General features: G+C 62.4%; 10 protein-coding genes. 8 read left to right on the top strand and 2 right to left on the bottom strand.

The features are described from left to right. Window position 1: 1 nt before the first annotated feature. The gene (locus tag ACJ8IN_RS07310; RefSeq protein ID WP_060421274.1) at window positions 2-781 is read right to left on the bottom strand and encodes a HalD/BesD family halogenase; all 780 of its coding nucleotides are present in this window, start codon (window positions 779-781) and stop codon (window positions 2-4) included. A 116-nt stretch (window positions 782-897) separates the two neighbouring features. Here ACJ8IN_RS07310 and ACJ8IN_RS07305 point away from each other — a divergent pair, with 116 nt between their 5' ends. Continuing rightward, complete coding sequence (locus ACJ8IN_RS07305) at window positions 898-1797, top strand: LysR substrate-binding domain-containing protein (RefSeq protein WP_060421271.1); 900 nt, start codon at window positions 898-900, stop codon at window positions 1795-1797. Window positions 1798-1994: 197 nt separating this feature from the next. Next, complete coding sequence (locus ACJ8IN_RS07300) at window positions 1995-3815, top strand: hypothetical protein (RefSeq protein ID WP_060421268.1); 1821 nt, start codon at window positions 1995-1997, stop codon at window positions 3813-3815. A gap of 32 nt (window positions 3816-3847) precedes the next feature. Here ACJ8IN_RS07300 and ACJ8IN_RS07295 read toward each other — a convergent pair whose 3' ends face one another. Next, a complete protein-coding gene (locus tag ACJ8IN_RS07295; RefSeq protein WP_047568791.1) occupies window positions 3848-4600 on the bottom strand; it encodes an SDR family NAD(P)-dependent oxidoreductase in 753 nt (250 codons plus the stop codon). Window positions 4601-4751: 151 nt separating this feature from the next. Here ACJ8IN_RS07295 and ACJ8IN_RS07290 point away from each other — a divergent pair, with 151 nt between their 5' ends. From ACJ8IN_RS07290 to ACJ8IN_RS07265, 6 genes are all read left to right on the top strand, one after another. Then, on the top strand, window positions 4752-5516 hold the full coding sequence (locus tag ACJ8IN_RS07290; protein ID WP_060421265.1) for an arylamine N-acetyltransferase family protein: 765 nt from the start codon (window positions 4752-4754) through the stop codon (window positions 5514-5516). 123 nt (window positions 5517-5639) lie between these two features. Next, the gene (locus ACJ8IN_RS07285) at window positions 5640-6269 is read left to right on the top strand and encodes a response regulator transcription factor (RefSeq protein WP_060421262.1); all 630 of its coding nucleotides are present in this window, start codon (window positions 5640-5642) and stop codon (window positions 6267-6269) included. Further along, a complete protein-coding gene (locus tag ACJ8IN_RS07280; RefSeq protein ID WP_060421259.1) occupies window positions 6269-7810 on the top strand; it encodes an MASE1 domain-containing sensor histidine kinase in 1542 nt (513 codons plus the stop codon). The genes ACJ8IN_RS07285 and ACJ8IN_RS07280 overlap by 1 nt, the downstream gene beginning before the upstream one ends. A 60-nt stretch (window positions 7811-7870) precedes the next feature. Continuing rightward, window positions 7871-9199: an MFS transporter family glucose-6-phosphate receptor UhpC gene (uhpC, locus tag ACJ8IN_RS07275; RefSeq protein WP_442519494.1), complete on the top strand. Its 1329-nt coding sequence runs from the start codon at window positions 7871-7873 to the stop codon at window positions 9197-9199. Beyond that, on the top strand, window positions 9196-10227 hold the full coding sequence (locus ACJ8IN_RS07270) for an ABC transporter substrate-binding protein (RefSeq protein WP_047568801.1): 1032 nt from the start codon (window positions 9196-9198) through the stop codon (window positions 10225-10227). The genes uhpC and ACJ8IN_RS07270 overlap by 4 nt, the downstream gene beginning before the upstream one ends. 67 nt (window positions 10228-10294) lie before the next feature. Then, the gene (locus tag ACJ8IN_RS07265) at window positions 10295-12373 is read left to right on the top strand and encodes an ABC transporter permease (RefSeq protein ID WP_060421254.1); all 2079 of its coding nucleotides are present in this window, start codon (window positions 10295-10297) and stop codon (window positions 12371-12373) included. Window positions 12374-12377: the final 4 nt, after the last annotated feature.

Here is a 12377-nt window from a genome sequence, read left to right as displayed (position 1 = left end):
GCTATAAGCGGCCGTAGAACGTCATTCTGGCGCTTTCCGACAGCATCACGTCCGGCTGCGCATTGTAGGCCAGCACCACCAGCATGCGCGTAGTGTCGCCTTCGGTCGGCGTCACCCGGTGCATGGCGTTGCGCCCGCGAAACAGCACCAAATCCCCCTCCTCCATCGCCAGCCGTTTGACCGCCCGCTCGCCGTCCAGCACCTGCGTGACCCCGGCATAGTTCATCTCGCCGCGATCGGCGTCGCGCAGGTTCTCCACGTACTCGAAACGCCCGCCTGCCGCCGGTTTCTGGATCAGCAGCGTGATGGCGAACGACGAGTTGTCGAAGTGCCAGCCCAGCTCCTGGCCGGTGTGGGCGTAATGCAGGTTGATCGACGACAGCCGATCGGCGTAGGGATACAGCTGCGCCTCATCCAACACCGCGCAGAGGAACGCGCGAAACGCCGGAGCGTCGTACAGCGCACGCAGAGGCGACTGCGGCGGAATATCTTCGTCGGTAATGCAGCCTTTGGACGACACCACCAGCCGGTTACGCGCATGATCGGCCGGCAGCGCGTCGTCCTGCGGCCGCAGATACACGTTGTGTTTGCTGGTGGCGTAAAACGCCGCGTGGTGCTGTTCGGCGCCTTCCAACCGCACCGTCGCCAGCGCGGCGGCGCGCAGAAATCCCGGCAGTACTAACGCACCGCTGCGCTCCAGCGTTTGCCGGCAACGGGCGCGGAACGCGGCGTCGTCGATGGGATGAGCGGACAGATCGATAATATCGGCAAGTTGCGGCATGACGTTCCCCTCGTGTGCGATAGCCGGATGCCTCTCACTGTAGCGAATGGCGCATTGCCGCCATAACAAAAATACGTTATGGATAAGCTAACCAATTCTTAGCGATAGCCCTGCCCATGCACTCACCGTCCCGCGCGCGCTTGCCCAAGCTGAGCGCCATTCTGGCGTTCGAAACCGCCGCCCGCACCGGCAGCCTGGCCCGCGCGGCGGATACGCTGGCGCTGACCGCCGCCGCCGTCAGCCAGCAGATCCGCCAGCTGGAGCAACACCTGGGGATCACGCTGTTCATCCGCGCCAAAAGCGGCGTCACGCTGACCGAACAGGGCGCGGACTACCTGGCCTACGTGCAGGAGGCGTTCGAAACGCTGCGCGTGGCGCAGCAGCACGTCGAGCGCCAGCGCGGCAAACAGGCGCTGACGGTATTCGCCCTGCCGGCGTTGGCCTCCAAGTGGCTGAACCCGGCGCTGGGCGACTGGTTGGCGCAGTGCCCCGACGGCGATCTGCGGCTGCACGCCACCCATGCGGCGGTCGATTTCGCCCATTCGGCGGCGGACTTCGCCCTGTGCTTCGGCGATCAGGACTATCCGCTGCTGGAAAATGTGCGGCTGTTTCAGGATCGGGTGCAGCCGGTGTGCAGCCCGGCGCTGCGCGATCGCGGCGACTGGACGCAATTGCCGCTGATCCACGTCGACTGGGGTAAGGAGAGCCAGTTTCTGCCGGGCTGGCACGAGTGGTTCACCGCCGCCGATCGAATGCCGCCGGCGCGGCGCGGGCTGACCTATAACCTGACCTCGCTGGCCATCGACGCCGCCGTGCAAGGGCGCGGGGTGCTGCTCGGCCAGCGGCGGCTGATCGCCCGTGAACTGGCGGCAGGCCAGCTGGTCACCCTGGCCGAACCGGCGCTGCCGCTCAGCAAACCCTACTACGTGGTTTATCCGCCGCGCACGCTGGAAAAACCCGGCGCAGCGGCGTTTCTGGCCTGGTTGCAAACCCTCGCATCTACAGACCAAACCTGAACCCCGGCGGCGATGTTTGCTGGCGTCAGGCACAACCCTGAACGCTTAAACCTCTCACCTCAGCCTGTTAATTTATCTCTGCCGACCGGGATCGCGAACCGATTCGCCCTTCGGCCACAATGCCATTTCCCTATGCCACCGCCCCTGCAATCGCCATATTGCATCGGCCTCTTATTGTCCAAAACGAGGGCTATTCCATGATTTCATTAAATGATTACGCCAACCTGCGCAGCTATGCCGGTAGCGAAACCGCGGTGATGCTCGAAAACCGCTACCATCACGGCGTATTTACCCGAGACGATGCGGATACCACCAGCCAGGACAACGGCGTTACCCTGCTCGTCGATGCGCAAAACCGCCGCTGGAAGCGCATCATCAATGACGGCGATTACAGCATCGATTGGTGGCACCTGCCGGGCGATGAGCTGGATTACTCGCTGACCATTACCCGCGCGTGCAACTTCTTGCAGGTCAAAGGCGAAGAGTGGTGGCAGTTGCCTATCCCAACCACCCCGGCGGGGATTACCCTGGTGGGCCCCGGCGGCATTCGCCCTTGTAAAACCACCGCCAATCTGAAGCTATGGAAAAATTCCGTCGATTTTAAGGGCACCATTCTGGACTTCAGCGGCGCCGCCAACATCGAGTGCGTACGCGTGCAATATTCGCTAGGAGCGCCGGCGATTTATAACCTGCGCATCGTGGGTGCCCCTGGCACGGCGGCCAATCTGCGCGGCCTGTGCGTCTACAGCGATGCCTCAAACATGCACGGCCTGCCGGCCTGCCAACTGCTGGTGCAAAACGTCTGGCTGACCAACCTGTATAAAGGCATCGTCTTCGGCAATAACGCCTATATCCAGAGCTGGCACAGCATCATGGTGCGGGGCTGCTTCTGGCCGATCTGGTCTGAAACTACCGCCAACGCCGGCGAAAAAATCGTCTTCTACAAATGCCTGTTCGGCGACAGCCGAAACTATTATCAGGGGGTGCATGCCCTGGCCTTCCGCGATTGTTCGTTCGACTACAGCGGCTTTAACAATGAAACCGAACAGTTGGCCAATACCGACTATGGTTTGTTCGACCTTAAGGGCGGCACGCTGGACTTTAAAAATTGCCACTTCGAATGGGGTAACGCCAACTGCCGCAACTACCGGCCGGTCTTTACCAGCAACAACGGCGGTACGGTAAAAATCAAAGACAGCCAATGGCACAGCGTGATGACCAACAACACCGATGCCGGCAGCAGTGTGCCCTATCAATACGTCGAGTATTTCTTCTTCGATAAGTCCAGCGATCTAAGCGGAAAATGTTATATCGACGGTTTCGATCTGGTGAACGCCGACATTAAAAAAGGCTGGTCCAACAACCATATCGAGATGAAAAAGATCGTCGCGCCCGGCTACATCAACATGTGGCGCCTGCTCTATCTGGGCGATGGCGTCAACCATCTGCCGGAGCCGAGCTGGAAAGAGAGCGGCGCGCTGGCATTGAATAACGTCTACGCCTTCGGCGGCGCACGCCTCTCGCAAACGGAGACCGCCGATCTGGCGGTGACGCTACAAAACGGCGTGCTGACCGCCACCACCAAAACGGCGACGACAACGGACAAACGCGTCGAGATCTACTTCCCAATCGAGAAAAACGATCTGGTGCTGTGGCGCGCCACGCTGGCAAACCTGAAAGGCCAGAACAGCCTTGATGTCACCATCGGCACTTACCAAGGCAAGTATGTCCTGAACGGCGATGCCGGCGTCACTACCCTACTGGAAAAAGCTTGCCAGTGGGGGCGCACCGGCACGGTAACGCCGGCCGCTTCGGCAACGATGACCTCGGATCGCATCACTGCGCTTAACTCGTCGGAATATTTGCCGCTGCCTGAGGGCTATGTCAATTACGCCCGCATCGCCATCGTGCTGAAAAACTTTACCGGCAGCGCCGCTCAGCCCACCTCGGTGGATATCACCCAACTGTTGTGTCAAAAGATCGACATCGTCTCCCGCAACCCGCGTAAATCCTGGTAACCGAACGGGCCCCGTCAGGGGCCTGTCTTCCATTAACGCGTGGTATAACCGCCGTCGATGCTGTAAAACGCGCCGGTGGTGAAACTGCTGTCGTCCGAGAGCAGGAAAGCCACCGTTTTCGCCACCTCTTCCCGCGTCGCCATTCTCCCCATCGGGTGCGAAGCGGCCATCTGCGCCCGCGCCGACGCCGGCAGCGTCCCCATCGCCGGCGTCTCCACATAGCCCGGCCCGACGGCGTTGATGCGCACGCCGCGCGTGGCGAACTCCAGCGCCGCCGAGCGCGTCAGGCCCAACACGCCATGCTTGGCGGCGGTATAAGGCGCGATCCCGGCAATGCCCACCACGCCGTTGGCGGAAGAGAGGTTCACCACCGCCCCGCCGCCGCCGGCGACGATCGCCGGCAGGCCGTACTTCATGCCGAAAAACGTGCCGCTCAGGCAGGTGGCGATCACCTCATGCCAATCTTCGACCGCGTACCGATCGATGTCCACCTCATGCGGGCCGGTGATCCCGGCGTTGTTGACCAACAGATGCAGCGCGCCGCAGCGCCGCACCGTCTCTTCAATACCCTGCTGCACCGACGGCGCCTCACGCACGTCCATCCGCAACGTCATCACCCGTCGGCCCTCGGGATCGAGCCGCGCGGCGGCGGCGGCGAGAGGCGCAGCGTGGCGGCCGGTCATCACCACCGTGGCGCCGCGCCGAAACAGTTCGGCGGCGATCGCTTCGCCGATGCCGGTGGAAGCGCCGGTCACCAGCGCCACCCGATGTTTGAAATCTTGCATAGCCGTTCTCCTGCCAGATTGAACTCAGGGGAACAGGCTAACGCCGACCAGTGACAGTTTGCGGCAGCAGCGACAGCGCAGCACGTAATGCGCTCACAAAAGCCGCAAAGCCCGCTATTTTATGCCTACTTTTTCTCATGCGAGACTCCCTGTGGATACCCAACGCTACCTGCAGCATATCGGCTTTACCGGCGCCGCCCGCCCTGACCTCCCCACGTTGCAACAGCTGCACCATCGCCACATGCTGAGCGTCCCGTTCGAGAACCTGAGCATTATTTATCATCAGGGTATTCAGCTGGCGCCGGAGGCGCTGTTCAGCAAGGTGGTCGAGCGCAACCGCGGCGGTTTCTGTTATGAGCTGAACGCGCTGTTCGCTCTGCTGCTGCGGGAGATCGGTTTCAAGGTGAGCTTCATCTCCGGCGAGATCCGCGCGCGCGACGGCCATTTCGGCCCGCCCTACGACCATCTGGCGCTGCGGGTGGATCTGACGGGCCAGGCCTGGCTGGTGGACGTCGGTTTCGGCGATTCCTTCCTGACCCCGCTGAAGATCGTCGCCGCCGAGCCGCAACCGCAGGCCAGCGGCACCTTCCACCTGGAGCGGGAAGGCGAGTATTACCTGCTGGAGCGCCGCAACGGCGACCAACGTTCGCATGCCAAAACCCTGTATCGCTTTACCGTTCAGCCGTGCGAACTGCATGCGTTCGACGAGATGTGCCGCTTCCACAGCACCTCGCCGCAGTCGCACTTCACCCAGCGCCTGGTGTGTTCACGGCCGACGAACCACGGCCGGGTGACCCTCAGTGACATGAAGCTGATCGTGACCGAAGATCATCAGCGCCACGAAACGACGCTGCATTCGGAAGAGGAGCGGCGCACCGCGCTGTGGCAGCATTTCGCCATCGATTTGGATCGTTGACGGCGCAGGAGGCGCCCTTTTATTACGATTCTGTTACACCGATTGCATAACCGCGCTTGGCTGATTGCCAGCACCGCGGCGGCAGGCATCATAGGGCCATGATTCGGCAACAGAGTGCGAAAAATGATCCGTGTGATACTGGTGGATGACCATGTGGTGGTGCGCTCCGGCTTTGCGCAATTGCTCAGCCTCGAGGACGATCTCGACGTGGTGGGGCAATACAGCAGCGCGGCGGCGGCCTGGCCGGCATTGCTGCGCGACGACGTCAGCGTCGCGTTGATGGACATCGCCATGCCGGATGAAAACGGCCTCAGCCTGTTGAAGCGCCTGCGGGCGCAGAAGCCGCAGTTCCGCGCGATCATCCTCAGCATCTATGACTCCCCCTCCTTCGTGCAAAGCGCGCTGGACGCCGGCGCCAGCGGCTATCTGACCAAACGCTGCGGGCCGGAAGAGCTGGTGCAGGCGGTGCGTTCCGTCGATATGGGCGGCCATTACCTGTGCGCCGACGCGCTGCGGGCGCTGCGCGGCGGCGAGCAGCCGGCCACGGCGCTGGAAGTGCTGACCCCACGCGAGCGTGAAATCTTCGATCTGCTGGTCAAAGGCGACAGCGTAAAGGAGATCGCTTTCAAGCTCGCGCTCAGCCATAAAACGGTGCACGTGCATCGCGCCAACGTCCTGGGCAAGTTGCAGTGCAACAGCACCATCGAGCTGGTGCATTTCGCCCTCGACCATCAGCTGCTGGCGGGGCATTGATGTCGCCCAAACTCCGGCCCTGGGTTATCTCGCTGTTTATCCTGTTGGCCTGGGGCAGCGGCTGGCTGATGCTGTGGACGCTCGGCTTCTATCTGACCCACAACGGCAACCAGGCGGCGCTGTTTCTGCCGCACGGCGTCTATCTCGCGCTGCTGATCCTGCTGGCGCGCCGCTATTGGCCCGCCCTGATAATTCCGCCGGTGCTGTTGCTGTTCTGGCTGCACGGCGAACGCCTGCTGAGCGGCTACGGCCTGCTGGCCGCGCCGTTTATCACCCTGCTTCCGGCCGCGGTCGCGCAACGACTCTGGCGCCGTTTTCCCCTCTACTGGCAGCGGCTGACGCTGCTGCTGGCTGCGGTGACCGCCGCCTCGCTGCTCAATACCGCCCTGCTTTCGCCGTTTGTGCCAAGCCCGGCGATGCTGCTTGGCCTGGCGTCGTTTACCGGCGGCGTTTTGCTGACCCCGTTCGTCTACCTGATCTTTGAATTTCTGCGCCAGCAGCACCGTTACCACCTGCTGGGGCTGGACACCCCCAACCCGCCGCTGCGCGCGTCCTTAATCATCTGGTGCAGCCTGTTTTTCGTTATCGGCATCGGCACGCAGATGGTGCTGTCGCCGGAAATCGAACGCCTGCTGCTGATCGTGGTGTTTCTGCCGAACGTGGTGATGGCGTGGAAGTTCGGCTGGCAGGGCGGCGTGCTGTCCGGCCTGCTCGGCAGCATGATGATCACCCTCGCCCGGCAGGTCGGCGTGGGGTTCGGCAATCTGGTCGAGCTGGAAATCTTTCTGGCGACGCAGGCGCTGCTCGGCATCGGCCTGGGCATCGCCATCAGCCGCCAGCAGCACCTGGCGCAAAACCTGCACCACTATCAGCGTCGCCTGGAAGAAGAGCTGGCGGCGCGGCGGGCGCTGACCGAAAAACTGATCCACACCGAAGAAGACACGCGGAAAAATCTGGCGCGCGAGCTGCACGATGAAATCGGCCAGAACATCACCGCGATTCAAATCCAGTCGCAGCTGGTCAAACGGGCGCGCGATCCGGCGCAAACCCAGGCCGCCGCGCACCAGATAAGCGAGCTCGCCCGGCGCATTCATCACTCCACGCGCCAGCTGCTGCGCCAGCTTCGCCCGCCCGCGTTGGACGAGCTGGCGTTCAAAGAGGCGCTTCACCACCTGCTGAGCGAATTCGCCTTTGCCGAACGGGGCATCCGCTGCCGTTTCGACTACCGACTCATAGACACGCCCGCCGGCGAAACGGTGCGCTTCACCCTCTACCGGCTGCTGCAAGAGCTGCTCAACAACGTGTGCAAACATGCCGAAGCCAGCGAAGTCGCCATCGTCTTGTATCAACAGGGCGCGCTTTTGCACCTCGAGGTGCGGGACAACGGCGTCGGCATCCGCGCGGACAAGGCGCCCGGCCTCGGCATTCAGGGGATGCGCGAGCGGGTCAGCGCGCTGGGCGGCGAGCTGACGCTGGAAACGCATTGCGGCACGCGGGTAATTGTTAACCTGCCCACAAATTTGCAACAAACCATCGACTAACTAGGAAAAAGTCTTAGCCACTCCGGACTTTCTCTCATCCCCTTTCCCTTTCACCTTCTTATAGTCAGCACCAGGGAGGCGGCTATGCAGGCACGCTCGGCATCTGAAATCGATCATCGTTACCGCGCGCTGCGCCCGCGACTGCTGCTGTACATGGTCATCGGGTACGCCGCCTTTTACCTGACGCGCAAAAGCGTGAATTACGTGCTGCCGGCGCTGCAAACGGATTTGGGGCTGGATAAAGGGGACATCGGCCTGCTCGGCTCGCTGTTTTACCTGAGCTACGGCCTGTCGAAATTCGCCGCCGGACTGTGGCACGACGGCCACGGGCAGCGCAGGTTTATGGGGATCGGCCTGTGCGCCACCGGCTTGCTGAACGTGGCGTTCGCCTTCGGCGAATCGCTGACGCTGCTGCTGGCGGTCTGGGCGCTGAACGGCTTCTTTCAGGGTTGGGGCTGGCCGCCCTGCGCGCGGCTGCTGACCCACTGGTATTCGCACAACGAGCGCGGCTTCTGGTGGGGCTGCTGGAATATGTCGATCAACCTCGGCGGCGCGATCGTGCCGCTGATCAGCGCCTTCGCCGCCCAGCGCTGGGGCTGGCAGGCGGCGATGCTGATCCCGGGCGCCGTCAGCATGGTGTTGGGCATCTGGCTCACGCGGCGGCTGACGGGCACGCCGCAGGAAGAAGGCCTGCCGTCGGTCGGCCGGTGGCGCCACGATCCGCTGGAGCTGCGCCAGGAACAGCAAAGCCCGCCGATGGGGCTGTGGCAGATGTTGCGCACCACGATGCTGAAGAACCCGATGATCTGGCTGCTCGGCGTCTCTTACGTGCTGGTCTACCTGATCCGCATCGCGTTGAACGACTGGGGCAATCTCTGGCTGACGGAAAGCCACGGCGTCAACCTGCTCAGCGCCAACGCCACGGTGATGCTGTTCGAGGTAGGCGGCCTGCTCGGCGCGCTGTTCGCCGGCTGGGGCTCGGATTTGCTGTTCGGCGGGCAGCGCGCGCCGATGATTTTGCTGTTCACGCTCGGGCTGATGGTTTCCGTCGCCGCGCTGTGGCTGGCGCCGGTGCATCACTACGCGCTGCTCGCGGGCTGTTTCTTTGCGGTGGGCTTTTTTGTCTTCGGCCCACAGATGCTGATTGGCCTCGCCGCCGTGGAATGCGGGCACAAAGGCGCAGCGGGCTCCATCACCGGTTTTCTCGGCCTGTTCGCCTACCTGGGGGCTGCGCTGGCGGGCTGGCCGCTGTCGCAGATCATCGAAGGCTACGGCTGGTCAGGCATGTTCAGTTTGCTGTCGATCGCCGCCGTTCTTATGGGTTTATTGCTGATGCCGCTGCTGATGGCGAGCGTTACCACCTCTACCGAGAGAAGGATAAAACAATGAAAAAAACCTTAGTCACTACCCTGATAGCTTCCGGCATCGCGCTGGCCACGCTGAGCGGCGCCGCGCACGCCAAGGGCCGCCTGGTGGTTTACTGCAGCGCCACCAATGAAATGTGCGAAGCGGAAACCAAAGCCTTCGGCGAGAAATATGACGTGAAAACCTCGTTCATCCGCAACGGCTCCGGCAGCACGCTGGCGAAAGTGGACGCCGAGAAGAAAAACCCGCAGGCGGACGTCTGGTACGGCGGCACGCTCGATCCGCAATCCCAGGCCGGTGAAATGGGGCTGCTGCAGCCGTACAAATCGCCGAACCTCGACCAGGTGATGCCACAATTCCGCGATCCGGCGAAGCTGAAAGGCAACTACTCCTCGGCGGTCTACGTCGGCATTCTCGGCTTTGGCGTCAATACCCAGCGCCTGAAAGAGAAAAACCTGCCGGTGCCCAAGTGCTGGAAAGACCTGACCAAGCCGGAATACAAAGGCGAGATTCAAATCGCCGATCCGCAGAGCTCCGGCACCGCCTACACCGCGCTGGCGACCTTTGCCCAGCTGTGGGGAGACGATCAGGCGTTCGATTACCTCAAGCAGCTGAACGCCAACGTCTCGCAGTACACCAAGTCCGGCATTGCCCCGGCGCGCAACGCCGCCCGCGGCGAAACGGCGATCGGCATCGGTTTCCTGCATGACTACTCGCTCGAAAAAGAACAGGGCGCGCCGCTTGAGCTGATCTCGCCTTGTGAAGGCACCGGCTACGAAATCGGCGGCGTCAGCATCCTCAAAGGCGCGCGCAACCTCGATAACGCCAAGCTGTTCGTGGATTGGGTGCTGTCGAAAGAGGCGCAGGAACTGGCATGGCAGAAAGGCAAGTCCTATCAGATCCTGACCAATACCACCGCCGCTACCTCGCCGAACTCGCTGAAGCTCGACGACCTGAAGCTGATCAACTACGACATGGACAAGTACGGCTCGACCGAGGTCCGCAAGGCGCTGATCAATAAATGGGTCAGCGAAGTCAAGATGGGTAAATAAACCCGCATTCTGCGCCTGTTGCCGGGTAAGCCTCACGCCTTACCCGGCCTGAACATCCGGGAAACTTATGTCACATACACATGCACTCCATCTCGTGAAAAAACGAGATGCGATATTCCTTTGGGTCTTGCTTGGCTGGCTGGCGTTCGCCCTGCTGCCGAGCTGGAGCCTGGATTACGGCCTGCTGGAGTCCACCGGCGATGAAATCCTCGCGGCCTACGGCTGGTCACACCGCAATGTCAGCTGGCTATGGTGCCTGTTGCCGAGCCTGCTGCTGCTTCGCCCCTACGCCCCGGCGGGCGGTGAACGGCGGCGGCGCCACGCGTTCGATGCCGGTTGGGCTCTGCTGTGCGTGGCCTTTATCGTCGTCAGCGCCACGGTGGCGGGGCGCGGTTTAGGCTACGCCACCCTGGTGCAATTGACCGCGCTGGGCGCCATCATGACGCTGGCGCTGACCCGCCTCGAATGGCTGGGCGGCGACCGTTTCGTTATCGGTGCGCTGGTCACCATCGTGGCGCTGATCGGCGTCTTCATCGTCTGGCCGAGCATCGCAATTTTCATTCCGATGTTCACCGACCAGACGGGTGCGTTCGCGCCGCTGGCGTTTATGAACGTGCTGTCGCAGGCGCATATCGTTCAGGTGATCCTCAACTCCATCGCCCTGTCGATCGCGGTGGGCGCCGGCTGCACCTTCTTCGGCCTGGTGCTGGCGATTTACACCACCCGCATCGCCAGGCGCAGCGCCATTATCGGCCGCATCTTCTCCATCCTGCCCATCGTCACGCCGCCGTTCGTCGTCGGCCTGGGCGTCACGCTGATGATGGGGCGCTCCGGCTACGTCACCGAGTGGATGGTGGCCTGGTTCGGCCTGACCAACACCAACTGGCTGTACGGCTTTACCGGCATCTGGCTGGCGCAGGTGCTGGCGTTCACGCCGATGGCGTTCATGATCCTCGACGGCGCGATCAAGACCATTCATCCTTCGCTGGAAGAAGCCTCCTACACCCTGCGCGCCAGCCGTTGGCAAACCTTTAACGGCGTGTTCGTGCCGCTGCTGAAACCGGCGCTGGCCAACGCGTTTCTGATCGTGGTGGTGCAATCGCTGGCCGACTTCAGCAACCCGCTGGTGCTCGGCGGCAACTTCGACGTGCTGGCGACGCAAATCTATTTCTACATCACCGGCTCACAGCTCGACTATCAGGCCGCCAGCACCCTCGGCGCCTTCCTGCTGCTGTTCTCGCTGCTGGTGTTCTGCATTCAGTACCTGTGGATCGGCAAACGCTCTTACGTCACCGTGTCCGGCAAATCCTACCGCGGTGACGTACAGCCGCTGCCGGTCACGCTGGTGTGGGGCGTGATCGCGCTGCTGGCGGTGTGGATAGCCTTTAACGCCCTGCTCTACGGCAGCATTTTCTACGGCAGCTTCACCGTCAACTGGGGGGTGGATTACACGCTGACGCTGGATAACTTCATCAAGCTGTTCGGCCAGGGCATGAGCGACGGCGCGTGGCCTTCGCTGCTCGACACGCTGCTGTACGCCGGGATCGCCGCGCCGATCACCGCCGCCTTCGGCCTGCTGATCGCCTGGATCGTGGTGCGCCAGCAGTTCAGGGGCAAAAAGACCATCGAGTTCACCACCATGCTGTGCTTTGCGGTGCCGGGCACCGTGGCCGGCGTCTCTTACATTCTCGCCTTCAACAGCGCGCCGGTGTACCTCACCGGAACGGCCGCCATCGTGATTATCTCGATGGTGATGCGCAACGTGCCGGTGGGCATTCGCGCCGGGATCGCCGGGCTGGGCCAGATAGACAAATCGCTGGACGAAGCCTCGCTCAGCCTGCGCGCCGGCTCGCTGCGCACCATCACGCACATCCTGCTGCCGCTGCTGCGCCCGGCGATCCTGTCGGCGCTGATCTACAGCTTCGTGCGCGCCATCACCACCGTCAGCGCCATCGTCTTCCTGGTCACCCCCGATACCCGCGTGGCCACCGCCTACATCCTCAACCGCGTGGAAGACGGCGAATACGGGGTGGCGATCGCCTACGGTTCAATTCTGATCGTGGTGATGCTGGCGATTATTTTCCTCTTTGACTGGCTGATCGGCGAGGCACGCATCTCCCGTTCAAAAGCCAAAAACCAGGCGTAATGGA

Origin of the sequence: Serratia sp. CY31944, assembly GCF_052169175.1 — a bacterium.
Classification (GTDB): Bacteria; Pseudomonadota; Gammaproteobacteria; order Enterobacterales; family Enterobacteriaceae; genus Serratia; species Serratia sarumanii.
Note: the sequence above shows the minus strand (reverse complement) of the source record. Positions and strands in the feature narration are given on the sequence as shown.